Source organism: Streptomyces sp. BYX5S (assembly GCF_054724165.1).
Map to the genome: position 1 here is coordinate 687,650 of NZ_CM138829.1, position 22,971 is coordinate 710,620.

The 22,971-nt window shown below is 70.4% G+C and carries 24 protein-coding genes; 16 read left to right on the top strand and 8 right to left on the bottom strand.

The features are described 5' to 3' along the window. Window positions 1-45 precede the first annotated feature (45 nt). Window positions 46-1,227, top strand: a complete 1,182-nt coding sequence (gene hutI / locus ACYBSK_RS03115; RefSeq protein WP_460245092.1) for an imidazolonepropionase — start codon at window positions 46-48, stop codon at window positions 1,225-1,227. An 11-nt stretch (window positions 1,228-1,238) separates the two neighbouring features. Here hutI and ACYBSK_RS03120 read toward each other — a convergent pair whose 3' ends face one another. Next, window positions 1,239-2,891 (bottom strand): hypothetical protein, encoded by a 1,653-nt coding sequence (locus tag ACYBSK_RS03120; RefSeq protein WP_457475277.1) that lies wholly within the window; start codon window positions 2,889-2,891, stop codon window positions 1,239-1,241. Window positions 2,892-3,019: 128 nt separating this feature from the next. Between ACYBSK_RS03120 and ACYBSK_RS03125 the strand changes: the two genes are divergently transcribed. Then, the gene (locus ACYBSK_RS03125) at window positions 3,020-3,241 is read left to right on the top strand and encodes a hypothetical protein (RefSeq protein WP_457475278.1); all 222 of its coding nucleotides are present in this window, start codon (window positions 3,020-3,022) and stop codon (window positions 3,239-3,241) included. An 18-nt stretch (window positions 3,242-3,259) separates the two neighbouring features. Here the strand turns inward: ACYBSK_RS03125 and ACYBSK_RS03130 are convergent, their stop codons facing one another. Genes ACYBSK_RS03130 through ACYBSK_RS03140 form a run of 3 tightly spaced genes read right to left on the bottom strand, consistent with a single transcriptional unit; the run spans window position 3,260 to window position 4,428 of the window. Beyond that, entirely contained in the window at window positions 3,260-3,667 is a 408-nt protein-coding gene (locus ACYBSK_RS03130) for a type II toxin-antitoxin system VapC family toxin (protein WP_457475279.1), read from the bottom strand. Next, on the bottom strand, window positions 3,664-3,960 hold the full coding sequence (locus ACYBSK_RS03135; protein ID WP_457475280.1) for a type II toxin-antitoxin system Phd/YefM family antitoxin: 297 nt from the start codon (window positions 3,958-3,960) through the stop codon (window positions 3,664-3,666). The genes ACYBSK_RS03130 and ACYBSK_RS03135 overlap by 4 nt, the downstream gene beginning before the upstream one ends. A 51-nt stretch (window positions 3,961-4,011) precedes the next feature. After that, entirely contained in the window at window positions 4,012-4,428 is a 417-nt protein-coding gene (locus tag ACYBSK_RS03140; RefSeq protein ID WP_457475281.1) for an ATP-binding protein, read from the bottom strand. Between the two features lie 113 nt (window positions 4,429-4,541). On the opposite strand from ACYBSK_RS03140, the gene ACYBSK_RS03145 reads away from it, so the two are divergent. From ACYBSK_RS03145 to ACYBSK_RS03155, 3 genes are all read left to right on the top strand, one after another. After that, window positions 4,542-5,324, top strand: coding sequence for a helix-turn-helix domain-containing protein (locus ACYBSK_RS03145; protein WP_460245094.1), 783 nt, complete (start codon window positions 4,542-4,544; stop codon window positions 5,322-5,324). After that, the gene (locus ACYBSK_RS03150) at window positions 5,321-5,521 is read left to right on the top strand and encodes a DUF397 domain-containing protein (protein ID WP_460245095.1); all 201 of its coding nucleotides are present in this window, start codon (window positions 5,321-5,323) and stop codon (window positions 5,519-5,521) included. Before ACYBSK_RS03145 ends, ACYBSK_RS03150 begins: the two co-directional genes overlap by 4 nt. A 103-nt stretch (window positions 5,522-5,624) precedes the next feature. Beyond that, window positions 5,625-6,554 (top strand): hypothetical protein, encoded by a 930-nt coding sequence (locus ACYBSK_RS03155; protein WP_460245096.1) that lies wholly within the window; start codon window positions 5,625-5,627, stop codon window positions 6,552-6,554. Here the strand turns inward: ACYBSK_RS03155 and ACYBSK_RS03160 are convergent. Further along, window positions 6,508-8,154 (bottom strand): ricin-type beta-trefoil lectin domain protein, encoded by a 1,647-nt coding sequence (locus tag ACYBSK_RS03160; protein ID WP_460245097.1) that lies wholly within the window; start codon window positions 8,152-8,154, stop codon window positions 6,508-6,510. The genes ACYBSK_RS03155 and ACYBSK_RS03160 overlap by 47 nt on opposite strands. A gap of 236 nt (window positions 8,155-8,390) precedes the next feature. Beyond that, on the bottom strand, window positions 8,391-9,302 hold the full coding sequence (locus tag ACYBSK_RS03165) for an RNA polymerase sigma factor SigF (RefSeq protein WP_457475286.1): 912 nt from the start codon (window positions 9,300-9,302) through the stop codon (window positions 8,391-8,393). A gap of 243 nt (window positions 9,303-9,545) precedes the next feature. Between ACYBSK_RS03165 and ACYBSK_RS03170 the strand changes: the two genes are divergently transcribed. From ACYBSK_RS03170 to ACYBSK_RS03195, 6 genes are all read left to right on the top strand, one after another. After that, on the top strand, window positions 9,546-9,929 hold the full coding sequence (locus ACYBSK_RS03170) for an STAS domain-containing protein (RefSeq protein WP_457475287.1): 384 nt from the start codon (window positions 9,546-9,548) through the stop codon (window positions 9,927-9,929). Between the two features lie 283 nt (window positions 9,930-10,212). Continuing rightward, window positions 10,213-10,704, top strand: coding sequence for an ATP-binding protein (locus ACYBSK_RS03175; protein WP_460245098.1), 492 nt, complete (start codon window positions 10,213-10,215; stop codon window positions 10,702-10,704). A 147-nt stretch (window positions 10,705-10,851) separates the two neighbouring features. Beyond that, entirely contained in the window at window positions 10,852-11,598 is a 747-nt protein-coding gene (locus tag ACYBSK_RS03180; protein WP_460245099.1) for an LPXTG cell wall anchor domain-containing protein, read from the top strand. Window positions 11,599-11,853: 255 nt separating this feature from the next. After that, window positions 11,854-12,603 carry a COG1470 family protein gene (locus ACYBSK_RS03185; RefSeq protein WP_460245100.1) on the top strand — a complete coding sequence of 250 codons (750 nt, stop codon included), beginning with the start codon at window positions 11,854-11,856 and terminating at the stop codon, window positions 12,601-12,603. Further along, window positions 12,600-13,745 carry a hypothetical protein gene (locus ACYBSK_RS03190; RefSeq protein WP_460245101.1) on the top strand — a complete coding sequence of 382 codons (1,146 nt, stop codon included), beginning with the start codon at window positions 12,600-12,602 and terminating at the stop codon, window positions 13,743-13,745. Before ACYBSK_RS03185 ends, ACYBSK_RS03190 begins: the two co-directional genes overlap by 4 nt. Window positions 13,746-13,783: 38 nt before the next feature. Beyond that, the gene (locus ACYBSK_RS03195) at window positions 13,784-15,118 is read left to right on the top strand and encodes a hypothetical protein (RefSeq protein ID WP_460246951.1); all 1,335 of its coding nucleotides are present in this window, start codon (window positions 13,784-13,786) and stop codon (window positions 15,116-15,118) included. Between the two features lie 132 nt (window positions 15,119-15,250). Here the strand turns inward: ACYBSK_RS03195 and ACYBSK_RS03200 are convergent, their stop codons facing one another. Next, a complete protein-coding gene (locus tag ACYBSK_RS03200; protein ID WP_457475292.1) occupies window positions 15,251-16,744 on the bottom strand; it encodes a peptide MFS transporter in 1,494 nt (497 codons plus the stop codon). Window positions 16,745-17,258: 514 nt separating this feature from the next. Between ACYBSK_RS03200 and ACYBSK_RS03205 the strand changes: the two genes are divergently transcribed. Then, on the top strand, window positions 17,259-17,936 hold the full coding sequence (locus tag ACYBSK_RS03205; protein WP_457475293.1) for a response regulator transcription factor: 678 nt from the start codon (window positions 17,259-17,261) through the stop codon (window positions 17,934-17,936). A 117-nt stretch (window positions 17,937-18,053) separates the two neighbouring features. Beyond that, window positions 18,054-19,331 (top strand): ATP-binding protein, encoded by a 1,278-nt coding sequence (locus ACYBSK_RS03210; RefSeq protein ID WP_457475294.1) that lies wholly within the window; start codon window positions 18,054-18,056, stop codon window positions 19,329-19,331. A 23-nt stretch (window positions 19,332-19,354) separates the two neighbouring features. Here the strand turns inward: ACYBSK_RS03210 and ACYBSK_RS03215 are convergent, their stop codons facing one another. Continuing rightward, window positions 19,355-19,879 carry a GtrA family protein gene (locus ACYBSK_RS03215; RefSeq protein ID WP_460245102.1) on the bottom strand — a complete coding sequence of 175 codons (525 nt, stop codon included), beginning with the start codon at window positions 19,877-19,879 and terminating at the stop codon, window positions 19,355-19,357. A gap of 188 nt (window positions 19,880-20,067) precedes the next feature. Between ACYBSK_RS03215 and ACYBSK_RS03220 the strand changes: the two genes are divergently transcribed. The 3 genes from ACYBSK_RS03220 to ACYBSK_RS03230 are packed head-to-tail and all read left to right on the top strand — an operon-like array spanning window position 20,068 to window position 22,957. Next, window positions 20,068-21,228, top strand: coding sequence for a 5-(carboxyamino)imidazole ribonucleotide synthase (locus ACYBSK_RS03220; protein ID WP_457481637.1), 1,161 nt, complete (start codon window positions 20,068-20,070; stop codon window positions 21,226-21,228). Continuing rightward, the gene (gene purE / locus ACYBSK_RS03225) at window positions 21,225-21,764 is read left to right on the top strand and encodes a 5-(carboxyamino)imidazole ribonucleotide mutase (RefSeq protein WP_457475296.1); all 540 of its coding nucleotides are present in this window, start codon (window positions 21,225-21,227) and stop codon (window positions 21,762-21,764) included. The genes ACYBSK_RS03220 and purE overlap by 4 nt, the downstream gene beginning before the upstream one ends. Then, complete coding sequence (locus tag ACYBSK_RS03230) at window positions 21,761-22,957, top strand: dipeptidase (protein ID WP_457475297.1); 1,197 nt, start codon at window positions 21,761-21,763, stop codon at window positions 22,955-22,957. The genes purE and ACYBSK_RS03230 overlap by 4 nt, the downstream gene beginning before the upstream one ends. Window positions 22,958-22,971: the final 14 nt, after the last annotated feature.

The following is a 22,971-nucleotide window of genomic DNA, read 5'->3' on the forward strand; positions in this document are numbered from 1 at the left end:
GGGGCGGGGGACAGGGAAGAACGTGACCACCCACGGAGAGCAACCATGACGCACACCCCGACCACCACGGCCATCACCAACATCGGCACCCTGGTCACAAACGCCCCCACCCTCGGCGAGGGCCCCCTCGGTCAACTCCACAACGCCGCCCTCGTCATCGAGGACGACAAGATCGCCTGGGCCGGCCCGACAGCGAAGACCCCCGCCACCGACACCACCCACGACGCGGCCGGCCGCACCGTGATCCCCGGCTTCGTCGACTCCCACTCCCACCTCGTCTTCGCGGGCGACCGCACCGCCGAGTTCAACGCCCGGATGTCGGGCCAGAGCTACTCCGCGGGCGGCATCCGCACCACGGTCGCCGCGACCCGCGCGGCCACGGACGAGGCCCTGGAGGCCAACCTCAAGCACCACCTCGCCGAAGCCCTCCGCCAAGGCACGACCACGTTCGAGACGAAGTCCGGCTACGGCCTCACCGTCCAGGACGAGGAACGCGCCCTCCGCATCGCATCGGCCCACACCGACGAGGTCACGTACCTCGGCGCCCACATCGTCTCTCCGGACTACGCGGAGGACCCCGCCGCCTACGTCGACCTCGTCACCGGCGACATGCTGGACGCCTGCGCCCCGCACGCCCGCTGGATCGACGTGTTCTGCGAGAAGGGCGCCTTCGACGGCGACCAGGCGCGCGCGATCCTCACGGCGGGCAAGGCGAAGGGCCTGCTGCCCCGCATCCACGCGAACCAACTGTCGTACGGCCCCGGCGTCCAGCTCGCGGTGGAACTGGACGCGGCGAGCGCCGACCACTGCACCCATCTCACGGACGCCGACGTGGACGCCCTGGCGAACAGCGACACGGTGGCGACGCTCCTCCCGGGCGCGGAGTTCTCCACCCGCGCCGAGTGGCCGAACGCCCGCCGCCTCCTGGACGCGGGCGCGACCGTGGCGCTCTCCACGGACTGCAACCCGGGCTCGTCCTTCACGTCGTCCGTCCCCTTCTGCATCGCCCTGGCGGTACGGGACATGGGCATGACCCCGGACGAGGCGCTCTGGTCGGCGACGGCGGGCGGCGCCAAGGCCCTGCGCCGCACCGACATCGGCCACCTCTCCCCGGGCGCCCGCGCCGACCTGACCTTCCTGAACGCCCCGAGCCACGTCCACTTCGCCTACCGACCGGGCGTCCCCCTGGTCAGCGAGGTATGGCGCCACGGGACGCGAGCGGTCTGAGGGCGGCGGCTTCAGGGTTGGTATGCGAGCAGGGCCTTGCGGAGCCTGACCGGCGCATCGTCCTTCAACATGGCGAACGTGGTGGTCTGCAAAGCTGTCGCCACCTCGGCGAGCGTCCGCCGCGTACGCAGATGGGCCAGGCACAGCTGGAAGAACCTGCGCGCTTCCCTCGCCTCGCGGGGAGTCGCGCCGTCTGGAACGAACAAGCCCAAGAAGATCCAGGCCAGCTCTTCTGTTGAGAGCTGCTCACAAGTGGCGACGAAGTCACGTACCTGCGAGGAGTCCATTTCAGCCAGAGCGAATGCGCCGCAGAGAGACAGATGTCTCCACCCTTCCCTGTGCTCCCGACTGTGACGGGCCAGCCTTCGGCAGCACTCGTGAGCCATTTCGACGTGGCCACGAGCGATCAGGCGGGGTACGAGCGCGATGAGCATTCCTTCGAAGCGCGGAGTTACCCTCATCCGGTGCACGGCCTGCACCACGGACTCGTCGTCCGGACCGAGCTGATCGAGTACCTCGGCTGTGACATCCGCTGAGCGGAGACCGTTGAGAAGGTTCCCCAAGACAGGGGACTGCACGGCAGGTCGTCTTGCCTTCGCCAGTGGCGACCAGATCCGGTGCAAGGTGACGAGGTCCTGTGGAGCCATGGCTGCGCAGGCTCCGTCAATTGCGCACCACAGCGCAGAGGGCGTGCCTCGGCGCTCCCTGGTGTCCCGAGGGCGAGTCTTGATCCTCATGAGTTGGCTACCGAATGCAGCCACCACGTCCACGGTCCGCGTATGGACCACCTCTTCAGCCAGACGATTGCGTCGGACCGAGTCACCGCGCTCGTCCAGCCACGTCACCAACTCGGTCAGCTCCGCGACCGACCGCCCCTGAGCAGCCTCCGACAGCTCACGCCCCGCCTCCTGAGACTTACCGGCTTCCCAGAGCACCACGAGCCGCTCTTGGAACGCGGCCAACGGAAGCGCGCCGGGCATATCACCCTCGCGCGCGGCCAGCTCTTCCTCCATCTCCCTGACCCGCTGCTCGAGGTCCTCGCACCGGCGTTCCGCGTGCGCGCGAAGCTCGGTGGCTTCTTGGAGATCGGCCCGTAGCTGGGCCACCTCGTCGGTGAGGCTCGTGCGGTCACGCACGCTGTCGACCGGGTCGTCTTCCCGCTGCACCCGCAGGACGACTTCGTCCCGCCAGTCCTGCTGAACCTGCGCCAGTTCGCACTGGACGGCGCGGATCTCCGCCTCCCGCCGCTCCAGGAGGCCATGCAGTGCCTCCTGTTGCCGCACGAGCCGACCGACCTCGCGCTGCGACCGCTGCATCTCCGCCCGCAGGGACTCCAGCTCGTACGCGGCGGGATCGGTCGCCTTGATGGCGGCGAGCCGCAGCTGGTCGAGCCGCACGCGCACTTCGGGCTTCAGGGGTGTGTGCCGATGGCGCTCGACTTCGCGGATGAGCCCGTCGACGAAGTCCGGTGACGCCACCTTCTTGCCACGCAGGTAGCGGGAGACCACCGACTTGTCCCGGTGGACGCGCACGGCATAAGCATTCTGCGAGATCCCCAGCGCGTTGAACAACTCGGTCAACGCGTTGCCGAACGCGACAACCTCAGCGACGTCACCCCGCTCGATCTCCCCCGAACTCCGAGGTGAGGGCAGTGTCGTGGACAAGTCGGGCCTCCCTGGCGCGTTGTCCTGGAAGCGGCAACCGTTGCCGCTGTCGCAACATAACTCCCGCCACTGACAGTGGAGTTCCCCGAGCTGTTCCATGGCTCTCCGAAGAAAGGAACCGAACCGCTGTGGCATCCCCCTGGACGGCCCTCGTTGCGGGCGCACGCTGGACGCAGCGCGTATTGATCGTGCTTTTCGCGCTGCTGCCCTTGCTGGTCGTGACCCTGGCCTACGTCCCCGCGCTCGTTCTGCTGCCCTTCTTCCCGGCAGCAGGCGAGCGGATCAAGGCCATGGTTCACCAGCTCATTGCATGGACGCGTACGGCCCTGGTAGCCAGCCGGAACCGCTGAGCGGCCCCGGTGTCACGGTCAGACGGCGGCGCCGGGCGACTCCACGGGGAGCCCGCGCTCCAGCGCCGCCCCGGCCAGCCGCTTGTCGTACGTGACGAACGCCGTCAACGCGTGCTCCAGGTACTCGGCGCTCGCCAGGTGGATCGCGTCGAGGCTGCGAAGGTGCTGTACGGGGAACATGCCGGCAGCCCGCAACACCGGGTCAGTGACCCGGATCCGCAGCAGCCGATCCAGCAACTCCTCCGCCGCGTCGCCCACTTCGGGGTCGGCACCCACGCGTACCAGCGCCCGGAAGACCTCGGTCTGCGAGAGCGCCGACGTCACATGCCCTTCGCCGGCCCGTGCCGCCAGGAAGGTGCGCAGGGCGTCCGTCTCGGTCTCCGGCAGAAGCAGCTTCAGCAACGCGCACGAGTCGAGGTAGATCACCGGTCCTCTTCCTCGCGCATCCGGAGAAGTACTTCGGAGAGCTTCGCCGGAGCCCCTGGCCGGGCCGGCAGCGGCTGCCAGTCCCCGAGACCGCGCGCGGACGCGGCGTTGTCGGGATCCACTGTTCCCGTGCGCACCAGATCTTCCATGACCCGCTGCTCGGGATCGGGCGGGCCCAGGACCGCGATCAGACGGCCGTTCCGGGTGATCTCCACCCGCTCGCCCGCCGCGACCCGGTCGATGAGTTCGCTGGCGTGCTGCTGAAGCTGCCGGATGGGCACGCGTGTGGTCATGGCCTCACGGTAGGAGCACCGTGCGGCGCTTTCCAGAAGTGTGCGGCGTTTTCACCCGCCCGAGCGAGGCGCGGGACCCGCCAACCGCACCCACACAAACTTCCCCTCCCGCGTCGGCAGGGCGCCCCACCGGTCGGCCGCCGCCGCGATCAGGAACATCCCGCGTCCCGACTCCGCCGCCCAGTCGGGCTCGGCGCGCGGCACCGGCAGCACGGGCGAGCGGTCGGCCACCGACACCTGCACCGCGTCGGCCTCCGGCAGTACCCGCAACCTCACCTCGCACTCGGGGACCGCCACGTGCCGGTGCACGTTCGCCAGTATTTCCGTCACGCAGAGCTGCGCCGCGTCGACGAGTGCGGGGTGCCCCCAGGCCCGTAGGTGCGTGGCGACCGTGCGCCGTACGTCCGAGAACTGCTCCGGATCCGCCCGAAGTTGGATGACGACTTCGGGTGGAGATTGCGTCTTCATGTCCTCACAGTGAGTGACCGCTGGCTAGCCTGACCAGGACTGTGAGCTGCACACAACGAGGTGTGCGGGCGAGGGGGTGCCCTGTGCAGGACTGTGTCGACGGGTCGTCGAGCATGCGGATGTTCGGTGCGGTGGTGCGGGCTCTGCGCGAGGCGCGGGGCGGTTCGCGGGAGGACTTCGGGACGTACGTCGGGTACTCGGCGTCGCAGGTCGCGATGGTCGAGCGCGGCGAACGGATGCCGAGCGCGCGGTTCGTTGCACGGGCGGGGGAGTTCCTGGAGGCGCGGGCGGCGGTGGAGGCGGCGGCGGAACACCTTGAGCGGAGTCCGCATCCGTCGTGGTTCGGGGAGTACGTGGAGAGGGAGGCCGAGGCCGTCGGTCTCAGTGTCTACGACACGCATCTGGTGAATGGGCTGTTGCAGACGGAGGGCTACGCGCGCGCTGTGCTCAACGCTCGATTCCCGGTACTGGAGGACGAGGAGATCGAGCGACGGCTGGAGGGTCGTCTGTCACGGCAGGTGCTGCTGGATCGCGTGCCGTCGATCTCGCTGTCGTTCGTGGTGGAGGAGTGGGTGCTGCGGCGCCCGATGGGCGGAGTCGCGGTCCTGAAGGGGCAGTTGGAGCGGCTGCTCGTGATCGGCCGGAAACGGAACATCTCCATCCAGATCATGCCGACCTCGTACGAGGGGCACGCGGGTGTGGACGGCCCGATGACGCTCCTGGAGACCCCTCAAAGGCAGTTGCTCGCTTACCTTGAGACGCAAGGGAACGGCCGCATCATCGACGACCGTGACGAGGTCAGTGTGCTGCACGCGCGCTATGGCATGATCCGCACGCAGGCCCTGACCCCAGGTGACTCCGCGAAGTTGATCGAGCAGATGGCAGGGGAGCTATGAACGCCGACCTCGCATGGTTCAAGTCCAGTTACAGCGGCGCAGAGGGTGGCCAGTGCCTGGAGGTCGCCCGCGCCTCCGCGATCCGCGTTCGCGACTCGAAGAACGTCGACGGCCGCAACTCCGGCCCCACGCTGGCCATTTCGGCCGTCAGCTGGACCGCTTTCGTCAACTTCGCCGCGAAGTCCGCGCTACAGTAATCGCGTCATCACGCTCCGTGCGCAAGCGCGGAGCGGCCCCCAGCGGTGCTGCGAACACCAATCTGAGGGCCTTCACCGACGAATGGATCAGAGGTCCATCGCGATGCTCAAGCATGCTATCCCGCCTGCCCGTTTCTTCTCTCAGGTTCCCAACGAGATCATCCGGAACCCGCGTCTGAACGGCACGGCCGTACGGCTTCTCCTCTGGGCCCTGTCCCTGCCCGAGGGGTCCCGGGAGACCGTCCAGTCCCTCGGCGAGAAGATGCCGGAAGGCCGCCTGGCCGTGCGCAAGGCCAGGCGGCAGCTGGAGGAGGAGGGGTACCTCCACACGCGGCGGTCGCAGGACCCGGAGACCGGGCGCTGGACGACTCAGGTCCTCGTCTCCAACGTGCCGTTGACGTCGGCCGAGGAGGTGGCCGCCGTATTCGCCCCCAGCGTTCCGAGTGCTCCGAGCGCCCCGAGTGGCCACGCGCCGCCCGTCGGTGACGCGACCGCGCAGGCCGTCGGCGCATACCCCTTGGGTGAAACCCCGAAGGACAACACCCCCCACCGCGCCACGGCGCTCCTCGCCCGACTCGTCGAGCACGCACCGGCCCTGCGCCTCGGCGTCCGCGACGTCGAGCGCCTCGCGCCGCTCGTCGGCACCGCTCTGGAGGACGGACGGAGCGAAGCCGATCTCCGGCGCCAGCTGACCGCGGACCTGCCCAGCCCGCTCCGCTCGGCCGCCGCCCTCGTCGAGTACCGGCTGCGGAACCGACCGCCCACGGCCGTCCTCCCCACCCCCGCACCGCGCAAGCGGGTCGCGCCGCTCGGGGAGTGCGCGGAGTGCCGTGACCCGTTGCCGCGGGGAACAGGGAAGGGCGTATGCCGCAGGTGCGCCGGGTCGGCCGGGAAGCCGTCGGACGCGGCGCCGTCCGCTCCCGGGGCCGGGCTGCGCGACGTGATCGCCCTCGCCAGGGCCGCCCTGCGGCCCGTCGATCAACCGGTCACAGGCCCTTGCCCGCCTGCCAGCGCTGTTCCTTCCCGCCCTTGAATTTCCGCTGGCCGACGAGGAAGGAGTCGTCGTCCAGCGCGGTCAGCGCCGCCCGGGGGTCCGTCGCGGGGCGGACGGAGCCGTCGGGGCGTACGGAGAACGTCAGCCTGTCGGGGGTGTCGTCGTCCGCCTCCGCGCAGTGCCGGATGCCGATCGTGAGGTCGGTGTCGCCGCGGTTGTCGAGACAGAAGCCGGGGTTCGCGGCGGACTGGACGAAGCCGTCGACCGGGTCCACGCGCCACTGCTGGCTGCTCGTGCCGTCGCACTCCACGGCCACGGCGTCGTCGCCGTCCCGCATGGGCGTACGGGAGATGTCCAGGCACCGGCCCGACGCCACGTCGATCATCTCCGCGTACTCCTCGCCGGGCGGGCGGAACGGCGGCGGGGCGGAGGGCGTCGAACTCGGCGTTCGCCGCGAGGGCTTGGAGGCCGGAGGCGTGGGCGACGTGGAGTGCGCGGACGGCGGGGGCGCCGTGACCGTACGGGTGCTCGTCGCGGTCGCCGTGGCCGTCGTCGTGGTCGTGGCGGTCGTCGTCGTGGTCGTGGTCGCCGTGACCGTCGTCGGCGGTTGCGTCGTCGGGGTCATGCCCCGGCCCACGGACGACAGGTCCGGGCGGCCCTCCGTCAGCGTCAGGATCAGCAGCGGCACCAGCGCCACACCGGCCGCCGTCGTCGCCAGCGCCACGCCCATCGGGGGCCGCCGGGCGCGGGCCGCGCGCCTGCGGGACGGGCGGTGGCGGGCGGCCGGGGCCGCGCGGTGGCGGCGCGGGGCGGTGGCCCGCGGGCGTCTGCCGGGCGGCGGGGCCGGGGCGGCGGCGACCGGGGGCCGCTCCTGGGCCAGGTACTCCGTGCCGCCCCACGGCAGCAGCCCCTCCGCGAGCGCCCGGCGCGGATCGTCGCGCAGGGCCGTCAGCTCCAGGTACGCGGCGGTGCAGCTCGGGCAGCGGGCCAGGTGGGCGTCCAGATCGGCGGTGCCGCGCGGGCGGCCCGGCCGCGTGGCCTCCTCGATGAGGCGCCGGTAGCCACGGCAGTACGTGCCCCGCGTACGGGCCGCCCGCGTCGCGAGGCAGGCGTCGCGCAGCGCGTCGAGCGCCGCGGAGCGGGACTGCGCGATCTCCCGCGCGGGCGCGCCGACGGCCAGTCCGGTCGCCGCGTCGGGCTCGCCGTCCACCACCGCGTGCCACAGCAGCGTCTGGGTGCGCGGGGGCAGCGCGTGGAAGGCGGGCAGCAGCGCGGGCGGCCGGTCGGCGTCCGGCGCGGCGAGCGCTCCCAGTAAGCCGGGGGCCAGGCGCCCGCGGCGGTCGTCGGCGGCCCACTCGACGGCGGTGCGGTGCACGAGCAGCAGCGCGTGGTGGCGCCAGGAGCCCGCCGGTTCCAGGCCGCGCGCGACCTCGCGGGCGGCGCGGGCGAAGGCCAGCGCCGCCAACTGGCGCGCGGCGTCCGCGTCGGCCGTGCACACCCCCGCGTACGACAGCAGCGCGTGCCGGTGTCTGCGGCGCAGTTCGCCGAGCGCGGGGTACGCGGTCGGGGTGTCGGCCCGCAGCAGGGCGACGAGCCGGTGGTCGGGGGCCGTGGTGCGGCCCCAGTCGTTCACGGACACCGTGTCCTCCTGTCACCGGAGCAGGCCCGGGGCGCCGGCCCTCGATGGGTGCTCATAGTGGTGCAGGAGTGGTGGTACGGAAAGGTGTTTCCGTTGGTAACTCCTGTAAGTGGAGTGGCAGTTGGCGCAAACACACCGAGGGGGCCGACCGTGTGACGGTCGGCCCCCTCGACGTGACAGGGTGTTAACGGTGCTGCTGGTGTTGCCGATGTTGCCGGTGGTGCGGGGTCGAGCGATTACTCCTCGAGCGTCAGACCCTTGCGCAGGCGCACCAGCGTCCGCGACAGCAGCCGCGACACGTGCATCTGCGAGATGCCCAGTTCCTCGCCGATCTCGGACTGGGTCATGTTGGCGACGAACCGCAGCGACAGGATCTTGCGGTCCCGCGGCGGAAGTTCGGCGATCAGCGGCTTCAGGGACTCCACGTACTCGATGCCCTCGAGGCCGTGGTCCTCGTAGCCGATGCGGTCCGCGAGCGCACCCTCGGAGTCGTCCTCCTCGGGCTGGGCGTCCAGCGAGCTGGCGGTGTACGCGTTCGACGCCGCCATGCCCTCCACGACCTCGTCCTTCGTCAGGCCCAGGCGTTCGGCGAGCTCGCCCACCGTAGGAGCGCGATCGAGCTGCTGGGCGAGTTCGTCGCCCGCCTTGGCGAGGTCGAGACGGAGTTCCTGGAGGCGGCGCGGTACGCGCACGGACCAGGAGGTGTCGCGGAAGAAGCGCTTGATCTCGCCGACGATGGTTGGCATCGCGAAAGTCGGGAACTCGACGCCACGGCTCAGCTCGAAGCGGTCGATCGCCTTGATCAGGCCGATGGTGCCGACCTGGATGATGTCCTCCATCGGCTCGCTGCGCGAACGGAACCGGGAGGCCGCGAACTTGACCAGAGCCAGGTTCAGCTCGACCAGCGTGTTGCGGACATACGAATATTCGTGGGTGCCTTCGTCGAGGGATTCGAGTCGCTCGAAGAGGGTCTTGGAGAGGGCTCGGGCGTCGACCGGCCCCACCTCGTCGTAAGGCGGGATCTCCGGGAGGCCTTCGAGGCCTTCGAGGCCTTCGGTCTCGACGTCGGTGTGGGTTTCCGGGGGGAGTGTCGACGTCGCCTGGTCAGTACGCGATTCGTCGATCCGGGCTGACATGATGTCCTCCATGCGTTCTCGGCATATGGCTGCCGATGCCAATACCTGCACTGCTTCTAAGTGCGGCGCCTCCAAAGCCGGCCGTGGTCGATTGCTGTCCTTACTAGGCCTACCCGCTTTCCTTACCTGGTCGCAAGTGCGTTCTGGGGCGAAATGTCCGAATCCTAGGGGTTGTTCGGGTGTCGGCACATGCCAATAAGGCGTAGTGTTCGAGGGCGTCAACCAGCACGTCGTAGGCAGCGGGAGAGGGTCGTCATGGACCGCGGGACAGTCGGCAGTGCACATCGGGGCCGGCTTCTGGTCGAGGTGCGACAAGAGGGGTCGAGCGCCGTCGTGACCCCGGCAGGTGAGTTGGATCACCACACGGCCGATTTGTTGCGCGAACCCCTGGACGAATGCCTCGGCAATGGACATTCCAGGCTGGTAATCGACTGTTCTCGGCTCGAATTCTGCGATTCGACGGGGTTGAACGTGCTCCTCGGGGCCCGCCTCAAGGCCGAGGCCGCCGGTGGTGGAGTACACCTCGCGGGCATGCTCCCGGTGGTGGCCAGGGTGTTCGAGATCACCGGCGCGGATGCCGTCTTTACGGTGCACGCGTCCCTGGAGGAAGCCCTCCAGCCGGACCCCTCCGGCGACTGACCGGAACCGGACGGTTGCGGACCGTGGCAACGTGCAGAAGTTACGCTCCAGTTGTCTCTGCGTGATCGATGCGTTACCAGCGTCACAGGAGCCGTTCCGAACAAGTGGGTGTTTCCGTCGTCCCGTCGGGCAGGAGACCCCCCGAACACGACCTCGACCCTGCGACCTCGACGACCCTGCGACCCCGATCCTCGACCCGGACTTCTCGGCCGGGCAGGGGGCACTCGGACCCTGAACACAGAATCCTGAAGCTGAATTGGTGAATCGGTGAGGTGAAGTGCTGATGAGCACCACCCGGCCCTACTCGCCGGGCGACCACGGCCCAGAGCCCGGCGAAGAGCCGGTCGTCTCGGCCGCACAGGTCCGCAGGCTGAGCCTCAGCGGTGAGAGCGGCATCGTGCCGCTCGCCCGTGACTTCACCCGCGACGCGCTGCACGCCTGGGGCTGGCTGCCGGCGGCGACCGCGGACCGCCGGGCCGCGGCGGAGGACGTGCTGCTCGTCGTCTCCGAACTCGTCACGAACGCGTGCCTGCACGCGGAGGGTCCGGACGAGATCGCCCTGTACTTCGGTGACGCGCGGGCCAACAAGGTGCTGCGCATCGAGGTCGCCGACCAAGGGGCCGGGCAGCCCGCGCCGCGCACCCCGCACCGGGTCGGCCGCCCCGGCGGGCACGGCATGTTCATCGTCCAGCGCCTCTGCCTCGACTGGGGAGTCGTCCGTACCCCGGGTGTCACGGGCAAGGTCGTGTGGGCGGAGGTCGGAGCCCCCGCGTAACCGCCCCTCACGTGCGTTTCTTCGAGCACGCCGGATCGTCTTCGATCCGGCGTGCTCTTTGTCTTCCCTCGACAAGGTCCCCGGCGTACCTTGAGCCACCCGCATCTGATGAACCGTCAGTAACCGTCGGGTTGAAGGGACTTCGAGGTGACGTACCGGACGTACCAGAAGCGAACCGCCGCGTTCGCGCTCAGCGCGGCCCTGGCGGGCTCGGCGGTGCTGATGGCCGCCCCCACCGCCTCGGCCACCGTGCAGAACGTCAACTACCAGTGCAAGACGCCGATCGGGAACAAGGGGGCCGTCTCCCCGATCGACATGAAGAGCGCCAAGAGCGGCAGCGGCTACAAGATCACGATGTCCTTCCAGAAGGGTGTCTCCTCCAGCCCGGTCGAGCTGGGCAAGGGCGCGATGAACCCCAGTGCCGTCATCAAGGTGGGCGGCGCGGACAGCGGGCAGTTCACGGCGACCGGGCCCGCGAACGACAAGGCGATCCCGGCCAACAGCCCCATCAAGATCAGTGATCTGACCGGGACGTACACGCCGAAGAAGAGCGGCAAGGTGAACTTCACCGCCGGGGTGCTCACCATCAAGGCGCTCGGTACGACGACGACGTGTACGCCGTCCAACAGTCCGAAGCCGTCGCTGGAGCTGGATGTGCAGGCGGCGGGTGGCGGGGCCGGTGCCGGTGCCGGTGCCGGGGGCGGAGGTGGGGGTGGCGGGGCCGGGGACGATTCGGGGGCCTCGCAGTCCGCGCCGTCTGGTGGGGATTCGTTGCCGCAGACCGGGCCGGAGGATTCGGCGGTGGCGCTCGGGACGTTGGGCGGAACCGTGCTCCTGGCCGGAGTGGGTGGGGTGTTGTGGTTGACGCGGCGGCATCAGGCGGCGTCCCGGTAGGGGGCGTGAGTCGCTGAGATGACGTTGCGCTCGTCGACGAGGTGTGAGGCTCCGCGGTGTTGCGGCCGCGGGGCTCTGCCCCGGGCCCCGCTCCTCAATCGCCGGAGGGGCTTGATCTGGCTGGTTTTCGCGGTGGTGGTGGGCTTGGGGTGGGGGGCTTTGGTGCCCGCTCATGCCGCCGGGGGGCAGTGGAGTGTGGGGGCTTCGGGTGGGGGTGGGAGGCCGTACATCTTTGCGGAGGGGGCTGCCGGGACCGTGCTGGAGGACTCGGTCGCGGTCAGTAATCCGGGTGCGAAGGCGTTGAGGGTCCGGTTGCGGGGGGCCGACGCCGACAACAAGGGTGACGGGGCGCTGGACGTCCGGAAGAAGGCCACGGACACGGGGGCCTGGATCCGGTTCGCCGACGACACCGTGGAGGTGCCGGCGCGGACGCGGGCCGAGGTGCCGTTCACCGTGACCGTGCCCCCGGGAGCCACCCCCGGCGATCACCCGGGCGCGGTCGTGGTCAGCGCGGGCGGGCGGGACGCCGGGGTCAGGGTGCACCTGCGGGTGAGCGGGCCCACGCTGTCCGCCCTCACGGTCGAACACGTACGGGTGGCCGAGGGGGCGATCACGTACGACGTGGTGAACCGCGGCAACACCACGCTGTCGCCGCGCATCGAGGTGACGGCGGACGGGGTGTTCGGAACCGTCCTGGACCGGAGCCGTGAGCTGCCGGTCGAGGTCCTGCCGGGGCGGCGGGTCGGCCTCACCGAACCGTGGAAGGGCACGCCCGCGCTCGACGACGTCGACGTGAAGGTGACGGTCACCGCGGGCGGCGGCGCGGCGGACTCGGCCACCGCGAGCGCCCGGTTCGTGCCGTGGGGCGCCGTCGGCGGCGCGCTCGCCGTGCTGGCGGGCGCGGCCTGCGCGACGTACTGGTACCTGCGCCGCCGCCCCGCGGCGCTCCCGCCCCGCCTGCTCCAGCTGCTCCGCCGACCAGGGAACGTAAGGAGTGCGCCATGAACCGCCGCAGCTCCCGCGCCTCGCGGCTGCTGACCGTCCTCGCCCTCGTGGCGGCCCTGCTCGCGGGCACCGCTCCGTGGGCTGCCGCCGCCGACCGGCCGACCGTGGAACTCTCCAAGTCCCAGGCGGGCACCGGGGGTTCGATCACCGTGAAGGGCGCGGACTGGCGGCCCGACACGCTGCTGATGATGCTGGTGTGCGGGCAGGCGACACCCACGCGCGGCGTCGTCGGCGGCACCAACTCCTGCGCCAACTCCGACGGACGCGCGGTCACCACCGACTCCAAGGGGGCGTTCAGCAAGAGGCTCCCGGTCGCCGAGCCGCCGAAGCCCTGCCCGTGCGTGGTGCACGTCGCCACGGTGACCGGGGAGAAGGCCGAGGTGGACGCCGCCTTCCAGGTGGCCGGGCACCCGGTGAAGACACTGCCGGACGCCTCCGGCAGCGGGCAGCTCGCCATGGTGGCCGACACCCGCCTTGAGGGGGCGAGCGGGCTGCTGACCTGGTTCGGCGCGCCGCCCTCGCGGACCTTCACGTTCACCGTCGGCAACGTGGGCGCCAGCCCCGTCAAGAACCCCGTCTTCCAAGTCGGCAGCTCCCACGGGGTGTTCGCGCCGCAGTGGGAGGACCAGCAGTGGCGCGGCACGATCCAGCCGGGGCACAAGGCGCGGATCAAGCTGCCCGTCGAGCTGTCGGCGGGCGCGCACGGCGACTACCTCGTCTCCCTCAAGTACGGCGGCAAGGTCCTCGCCGAACAGCCGTGGGGCGTGGGCCGTCCCTGGGGCGTCACGCTCTTCTGGATCCTGCTGTGCGTCGTCGTGCCCGCCGCCGTGTTCCGGATCGGCATGGCGGTCGTGGACCGGGTCCGCCCGCGCGACCGCCGCTCCTCGTGGTCCGGTTCGCGCTCCGGTACGAGGTCCAGGGGCGCGGGGGCGCTCACCGTACGGCTCCCCAAGGTGCGGCTTCCGCAGGCGAAGCCGCCCGGGGGACCCGCGCCGCAGGCACCCGTAGAGGCGCCCGGCGCCCGCACCACCCAGAACACGACCCTGCCCTGGTTCACCCCGGACACCGGTCCGGAGCAACCCGCGGCCGGGCAACTCTCCGCACCGCACGACAACAGCCCGACGACGAAAGGAAACACGTGAGCACCCAACGGAGAGTGAGCGCGGCCGGAGTCGCCCTGATGCTCGGCGGGGCGGGTCTGCTGGCCGTGGCGGCGTCGCCCGCGCAGGCCGCCGAGAGCTCGTACGCGACGGAGTGCATACCGCCGTCGATCTCCGGGCTCGACCCGGTGCAGGGCACGACGATCACGGACATCACCGCTCCCGCCGAGGCGAAGGTCGGTGACACGGTCGAGGTGACCTGGAAGTTCGTCCAGGGCGCGTCGAAGAACCCGGACGTCCTCGATCTCGACGCGAACACCGTGCAGCCCACGGGCACGCTGAAGGCGGCGGGCGCGCAGACCGGGGACATCGCCATGAAGGGGCCGCGGGAGAACCCGGCGATCCCGAAGAACAGCCCCATGAAGCTGTCCACGATGAAGGGCGAGCTGAAGCTGGAGAAGGCGGGCGAGGTGACGCTGACGCCCGACAAGTACACGATCAACGTCAGCAAGCCGGTGTCGACGGACACCAAGTGCTCCCCGAAGGAGACGGTGAAGCCGGGCGCGACCATCAAGGTGGGCGAGGGCGCCGGGAGCTCGGGCGGCTCGGGCGGCTCGGGCGGCTCGGGCGGGTCCGGCGGCTCTGCCGGGTCGAGCGGTGGCGGCGTGATCGGCGGGCTACCGGGAACGGCGACGGGCGGCTCGTCCGGTGGTGGTTCGTCGAGTTCCGGGGGCAGCGACTCGGGCGGTTCCACGGGTGGTGGCGGCGGCCAGAGCGACTTCACGGGCAAGGAGGTCTCGGTCCCGTACGCCTGCAAGACGCCCATCGGCGACAAGAACGCCACGTCGCCGGTCCAGATCAACGCGAAGAAGGACGGCGGGAACTTCGCCCTCACGGTCAAGTTCAAGAAGTCGGTCATGGACAGCCCCGCCGACATCCCGGCCGACTCGGTGAAGCCGTCGATGGCGGTGAAGCTGGGCGGCGCGGACAAGGGCACGGTCGCGGTGGAGGGGCCGACCAACAAGGAGCCCATCAAGTCCGGTGACCCGATGACCATCCCCGACCTGACCGGTACCTACAAGCCGGGCGCCGACGGCAAGTCGACGCTGTCGCCGGGCGTGCTCACGGTGAAGGCCCTCGGTACGACCACCACGTGCACCCCGAGCGATGCCCCGGTCTCCCTGGAACTGGACACCTCGGCCCAGGCGGGCGGCGCGGCCGGCGGCTCGGCGGGTGGCTCGGCCTCCGGCTCGGCGGGTGGCGGTTCGGCGGCCACGGGTGGCGGCCTCGCCGAGACCGGTGCCTCCGACGACGCGGCCCTCCGCGCCCTCGGCCTGGCGGCCGGCACGGTCATCCTCCTGGGCGGCGCGATCTTCACGTTCCTTCCGCGCGCGAGGCGAACGATCCGCCGCTAGCCAACCCAGCCTCGCCGAGCCAACCCAGCCTCGCCGGCGTTTGAGGCGCGGGGGCTTGAACGGGGGAAGGGGTCGGCCCGCACCGGATTGCGGTGCGGGCCGACCCCTTTCGCTCAGGTCAAAGGGGGCGCGCTAGTTCACGCTGCCCATGAGCTCCTTGACCTTCTTGCGGTACATCCAGAACGCGACACCCGCGGCAATCGCCAGCACCGCCTCGGCGGCAACCGCCCCCGTGGTGTTCAGGTCGACACCGGCGGTCGAGAGCAGACCCGTCACGGAGTCACCCGCGGTGACCGCGAGGAACCACACACCCATCATCTGCGAGCCGTACTTGGCCGGAGCCATCTTGGTCGTGACCGAGAGGCCGACCGGGGAGAGGCAGAGCTCACCGATGGTCTGGATGAAGTAGATCGACACGAGCCACATCGGAGAGACCCGGCCACCGTTGTTGGCGGTGTCGAGCAGCGGCATCAGGAAGACGACGAAGGAGATGCCGATCAGGACCAGGCCCGAACCGAACTTGACCGCGGTGCTCGGCTCCTTGCCGCGCTTGTTCAGCCACAGCCAGGCGGACGCGACCACGGGCGCGATGGCCATGATGAAGATCGGGTTCAGCGACTGGTACCAGGACGTCGGGAAGTCGAAGCCCAGCAGGTGGTTCGTCGTCGAGTTCTCACCGAAGATCGACAGCGTCGAGCCGTTCTGGTCGTAGATCATCCAGAAGATGGCGGCGACGATGAAGAACCAGATGTAGCCGGAGAGCTTGGACTGCTCGTCGTTCGACAGCTCCTTGTCGCGCTTCATGCGCGCCAGGACGGCCACCGGGATGATCAGACCGATCAGCGTCAGCGGGACGAGGATCCAGTTGAGCGTGTACGTGCCCGTGGCGACGACGATCACGTAGAAGACGGCGGCGACGGCGGCCCAGATCAGCGAGGTCCGCAGGGACTTCGCCTTCTCCGCGGGCGTGGCGGGCTTCACCACGACGTCGCTCTCGGCGCTGAGGTGGCGCGTGCCGAGCAGGAACTGGATCAGGCCCAGGGCCATGCCGACCGCGGCGAGACCGAAGCCGAAGTGCCAGTTGACGTTCTCACCGACGGTGCCGATGGTCAGCGGCGCGAGGAAGGCACCCAGGTTGATGCCGATGTAGAAGACAGTGAAGCCACTGTCGCGGCGCGGGTCCTCGGGGCCGTCGTACAGGTGGCCGACCATCGTGGAGATGTTGGCCTTGAGCAGACCGGAACCGAGGGCCACGAGCGCGAGGCCCGCGAAGAACGTGCCCGAGCCGGGCAGCGCCAGCGTGATGTGGCCGAGGATCACGATGCCCGCGCCGTAGGCCACCGTCTTGCGGGGGCCCCAGAAGCGGTCGGCGAACCAGCCGCCCGGTTGGGCGAGCAGGTAGACCATGGACATGTAGACCGAGTAGATCGCCGTGGCCGTGGCGGGGTTCATGCTGAGCCCGCCGGGAGCGATCAGGTACAGCGGGAGCAGTGCCTTCATGCCGTAGAAGCTGAAACGCTCCCACATCTCGGTCATGAAGAGAGTGGCCAGTCCGCGGGGGTGGCCGAAGAAGGTCTTCTGCGAGCCGGGGGTGCCGGCCGAGTCCTTCGTCAGGCTGGACGCCATGGTCGATCCTCGTGGGGTGTCGGGACGCGCCGCGCAGCAGCGAGTACGCGCCCGGTGGGGGGCGGCCGGCACCGGAGTCCTACCGTCCTCCCCACGCCCGGAGGGGATGTGCCCGCACGAGATGGTCGTGACGGGACGAGGTACGGCGGACCCGAGATCCACACCCGGCACGCATCCTTACGCGCGGGGCCCGGCCACAGGTCATTCCTAAAAATGCTGACCGAAGTCAGCTCGCACAAGAAAGGGACCTTGGATGCGCGGTGCGCTCCAAAGGTCCCCCAGTAGTGCATCAGGCGTTGAATCACCTTACGAACGACTCAGTGGGATATGGAAGGACTTGAGAGATGGATCACAGGCCTTCGCGGAACCGCCCGCACTATTTCAAAGGTGTTCTCCAGGATGGCACCCGCCGACCGCAGGGCGGCAACGCGGAGGCAAAAATTCCGTATGTTCGCGGGCGCCGCAGTCGCCGATCACCTCACGTGCGTCGTCCGCCGCGGACTACCATCACCCCATGACCCGTGTACTGCTCGCCGAGGACGACGCGTCCATCTCGGAGCCGCTGGCCCGTGCCCTGCGCCGGGAGGGTTACGAGGTCGAAGTACGCGAGGACGGTCCCGCCGCCCTCGACGCCGGACTGCAGGGAAGCATCGACCTCGTCGTGCTCGACCTCGGACTGCCCGGCATGGACGGCCTCGAAGTGGCCCGCCGCATGCGCGCCGAGGGGCACACGGAGCCGATCCTGATCCTCACCGCCCGCGCCGACGAGGTGGACACGGTCGTCGGCCTCGACGCGGGCGCGGACGACTACGTGACGAAGCCGTTCCGCCTCGCCGAGCTGCTGGCGCGGGTGCGGGCGCTGCTCCGGCGCGGTGCCACCGAGCCGAGCCAGGCCCCCGCGACGCACGGCGTGCGGATCGACGTCGAGTCGCACCGTGCGTGGATGGGCGACGAGGAACTCCAGCTCACCGCCAAGGAGTTCGACCTCCTGCGGGTCCTCGTGCGGGACGCGGGGCGGGTCGTCACCCGTGACCAGCTGATGCGCGAGGTGTGGGACACGACGTGGTGGTCGTCGACCAAGACGCTCGACATGCACATCTCCTGGCTGCGCAAGAAGCTCGGCGACGACGCGGCGAATCCGCGCTACATCGCCACGGTGCGCGGCGTGGGTTTCAGGTTCGAGAAGAGCTGACCCACCCGCACGGGGCTCCGCCCCGGACCCCGCTGCTCAATCGCCGCAGGGGCTTGATCGGCCGGGCCCTGTGGCCGGAACCACGGTTCGGCGCGCGCATCCGGGACACTGAGAGACATGCGTCGCCGACTGATCAACTCCACCCTCGCCGTGGTCCTGGTGGTGATCGCCGTCTTCGGCGTCTCCCTGGTCATCGTGGAGACCCGAACCATCACCAACAGCGCCCAGGAACGCGTGGAGTCGGAGGCCGTCCGCCTCGCCTCCATCGTCGACAGCAGAATCCTCGGCGAGGAACAGATCACGTCCGGCATCCTCAAGGACCAGGTCGCCGGCGCCCGCTACGCCGAGATCGACATGCCGGGCCGCCAGCCCATCACCATCGGCAGCCCGCCCGAGGGCGACGTCATCGCGTACACGGCCACCGGTGAACAGGGCGAGAAGGTCACCGTCGAGGAGGCCCGGTCGGCCGTCACCACGGAGGTCGGCCGCACGCTCCTGATCATCGCGGGCGTGGCCCTCCTCGCCATCGTCGCCGCCGTCCTGCTCGCCGTACGCCAGGCCAACCGCCTCGCCTCCCCGCTCACCGACCTCGCCTCCACGGCGGAGCGCCTCGGCTCCGGCGACCCGCGCCCCCGGCACAAGCGCTACGGCGTCCCGGAGCTGGACCGCGTCGCCGACGTCCTCGACGGTTCGGCGGAGCGCATCGCCCGCATGCTGACGGCCGAGCGGCGCCTCGCGGCCGACGCCTCGCACCAGCTGCGTACGCCCCTCACGGCGCTCTCCATGCGCCTGGAGGAGATCACCATGACCGACGACCTGAACGAGGTGAAGGAGGAGGCGACGATCGCGCTCGCGCAGGTCGAGCGGCTCACCGACGTCGTCGAGCGGCTGCTCACCAACTCCCGCGACCCCCGCACCGGCTCCGCCGTCCCCTTCGACCTGGACGAGGTGATCAAGCAGCAGCTGGAGGAGTGGCGGCCCGCCTACCGCAGCGCCGGACGCGCCATCGTCTCCTCCGGCAAGCGCCACCTCACGGCGGTCGGCACCCCGGGCGCGGTCGCCCAGGTGCTCGCCGCGCTGATCGAGAACTCGCTGATGCACGGCGGCGGCACCGTCGCCCTGCGCACCCGCGTCACCGGCAGCCAGGCCATCGTCGAGGTCACCGACGAGGGTCCCGGCGTGCCGTCCGAACTGGGCTCACGGATCTTCGAGCGGACCATCAGCGGCCGCAACTCGACGGGCATCGGCCTCGCCGTCGCCCGCGACCTGGCGGAGGCCGACGGCGGCCGCCTCGAAATGCTCCAGGCCGTCCCACCGGTCTTCGGCCTCTTCCTCTCCCGTACGCCGCTGAAGAAGGCGACGGGCCAGGAGGAGGACGAGCAGATGATCAGGTGAGGACGGGAGCCCGAGGACGGCCCCTAGCGGGTGCGGACCGCCGGGGTCGAACCGTCCGTGTTCAGGAACGATTCCGCACTCGCGACGGCCTCCCGCGCGGGCAGCGCCTTGAACACCCACGTCCGGTACGACCAGAACCGGAACAGGGTCGCGAGCCCCATGCCGAGGAACTTGAAGACGTTGCTCTGCAACTGGCTGTCCCAGCCGAACCCGTACGTCGCCGCGTACAGGACCCCGTTCTCGATCACCAGGCCCGCCGCGCTGAACAGCAGGAACAGCGTCATTTCCTTGGCGCGCCCGCTCTTGTCGCGGTCGCGGTACGTGAAGTAGCGGAACCCGACGTAGTTGAAGGCGATGGCGACGACCGTCGCGATCACGCTGGCGCGCACCACCTGGAGGTCGGTGCTGTGCCGCATGAGGTTGAAGACGGCGAAGTTCACCAGGACGCCCAGGGCGCCGACGACACCGAACTTGGCGACTTCACGGGCCACGCCCGCGAGCCGCCGTCGCAGTGCGCCGATGCGGCCGGTCCGTCCGGTGATGCTCATGATGGTCGCCTCAGCCCCCGTGGTGTCCCCGTGATGTCGTGGTCCTGTCCGGTGCTCGACCGACCCAGCCATGCTAACCGCGGGCTCTCCCGGACGCCGGGGGACGACGGGTACGGCCGCACCCCGGCCCTCGCCGCGGCCGTCCCTCGTTCTTTCCTACAGAAAGAGCCCCGTACGGGAACCGGTCAATTGGCCGATACCCTGGACCCGTGACGTTCCCGGTAGTCGGCATGATCGGCGGCGGCCAGCTCGCTCGTATGACGCACGAGGCAGGCATCCCGCTCGGCATCAAGTTCAAGCTCCTCAGTGACACTCCGCAGGATTCCGCGGCGCAGGTCGTCGGCGATGTCGTCGTCGGCGACTACCGCGACCTGGACACGCTGCGCGATTTCGCGCGCGGCTGCGACGTGATCACCTTCGACCACGAGCACGTACCGACAGAGCACCTGCGGGCCCTGGAGGCGGACGGCATCCCCGTCCGGCCGGGCCCCGACGCGCTGCTGTACGCCCAGGACAAGGGCGAGATGCGCGCGAAGCTCACCTCGCTCGGCGTGCCCTGCCCGCGCCATCGGATCGTGAAGGACCCGGCCGACGTGGTCGCCTTCGCGCAGGAGGGCGACGGGTTCCCCGTCATCCTCAAGACCGTGCGCGGCGGCTACGACGGCAAGGGCGTGTGGTTCGTGCGCTCCGAGGCCGACGCCGCCGACCCGTTCAAGGCGGGCGTCCCGGTCCTCGCGGAGGAGAAGGTCGACTTCGCCCGCGAGCTCGCGGCCAACGTCGTGCGCTCCCCGCACGGCCAGGCGGTCGCCTACCCGGTCGTCGAGTCCCAGCAGGTCGACGGCGTGTGCGACACGGTGATCGCGCCGGCCCCCGAGCTCGACGAGGACCTGGCCGGCGAGGCGCAGGAGCTGGCGCTGCGCGTCGCGCAGGAACTCGGTGTGGTCGGCCACCTCGCCGTCGAGCTCTTCGAGACCCGCGACGGCCGCATCCTCGTCAACGAGCTGGCGATGCGCCCGCACAACTCCGGCCACTGGACGATGGACGGGGCGATCACGTCCCAGTTCGCCAACCACGTGCGCGCCGTCCTCGACCTGCCGCTGGGCGACCCGCGCCCGCGGGCCGAGTGGACGGTCATGGTCAACGTGCTGGGCGGCGACTACCCGGACATGTACAGCGCGTACCTGCACTGCATGGCCCGCGACCCGCAGCTCAAGATCCACATGTACGGCAAGGACGTGAAGCCCGGCCGCAAGGTCGGTCACGTCAACACCTACGGCGACGACCTGGACGACGTGCTGGAGCGCGCCCGTCACGCAGCCGGCTACCTGAGGGGCACGATCACCGAATGAGCAGCGCCGCAGTGGGACCCGTCGTCGGGATCGTCATGGGCTCCGACTCCGACTGGCCCGTCATGGAGGCAGCCGCCAAGGCGCTCGACGAGTTCGAGATCCCCTACGAGGTCGACGTCGTCTCCGCGCACCGGATGCCGCACGAGATGATCTCGTACGGCGAGCAGGCCGCGGCGCGCGGGCTGAAGGCGATCATCGCGGGCGCGGGCGGCGCCGCCCACCTGCCCGGCATGCTGGCGTCGGTGACGCCGCTGCCGGTGATCGGCGTGCCGGTCCCGCTGAAGTACCTCGACGGCATGGACTCGCTGCTCTCGATCGTGCAGATGCCCGCGGGCGTCCCGGTCGCGACGGTGTCGGTCGGCGGGGCGCGCAACGCGGGCCTGCTCGCGGCGCGCATGCTGGCCGCCCACGACGAGGAACTCCTCGGCCGCATGCGGGAGTTCCAGCAGGAGCTGAACGACCAGGCGACCGAGAAGGGCAAGCGGCTGCGGGCCAAGGTCGAGGGCGCCGGTTCCGGCTTCGGTTTCGGGAAGTGACGCGCGTGACCGCCTCCCTGGAGGAAGCCCGTTCGCTGCTCGCCGAGTTCCCGCTCGTCGACGGGCACAACGACCTGCCGTGGGCGCTGCGCGAGCAGGTCACGTACGACATCGGCGCCCGGGACATCGCCACCGACCAGAGCGCCCATCTCCACACGGACCTGGCGCGGCTGCGGGCCGGTGGCGTCGGCGCGCAGTTCTGGTCGGTGTACGTGCGCACGGACCTCGCGGGCGACGCGGCGGTCAGCGCCACGCTCGAACAGATCGACTGCGTCGACCAGTTGATCGCCCGGTACGCGGGTGAGCTGCGCGAGGCGCGGACCGCGGCCGACATGGAGGCGGCGCGCAAGGAAGGCCGGATCGCGTCGCTCAAGGGCGCCGAGGGCGGCCACTCCATCAACAACTCCCTCGCGACGCTGCGGGCGTTGTACGCGCTGGGCGTGCGCTACATGACGCTCACGCACAACGACAACATCGCGTGGGCGGACTCGGCGACGGACGAGCCCGGCGTCGGCGGCCTGTCCGCCTTCGGCCGCGAGGTCGTCCGCGAGATGAACCGCGAGGGCATGCTCGTCGACCTCTCGCACGTCGCGGCGACGACGATGCGCGCGGCGCTGGATGTCTCGGAAGCGCCCGTGATCTTCTCCCACTCCTCGTCCCGCGCGGTCTGCGACCACCCCCGCAACATCCCGGACGACGTACTGGAACGCCTCGCGGGCAACGGGGGAGTGGCCATGGCCACCTTCGTCCCCAAGTTCGTGCTCCAGGCGGCGGTCGACTGGACGGCCGCGGCCGACGACAACCTCCGCGCGCACGGCTTCCACCACCTGGACACGTCGCCGGAGGCGATGAAGCTGCACCGCGCCTTCGAGGAGGCGCGGCCGCGCCCGGTCGCCACGGTCTCGACCGTGGCGGACCACCTCGACCACATGCGCGAGGTCGCGGGCGTCGACCACATCGGTGTCGGCGGCGACTACGACGGCACGGCGTTCACGCCGGACGGCCTGGACGACGTCTCCGGCTACCCGAACCTGATCGCCGAGCTGGTCGACCGGGGCTGGTCGCGGGCCGACCTCGCCAAGCTGACCTGGCGCAACGCGGTCCGTGTCCTCGGTGACGCGGAGGCGGTGGCGGCCGACCTCCGGTCCCGCCGCGGCCCGTCGAACGCGACGCTGGCACAACTCGACGGCTGACGGCGGCGTGCCGC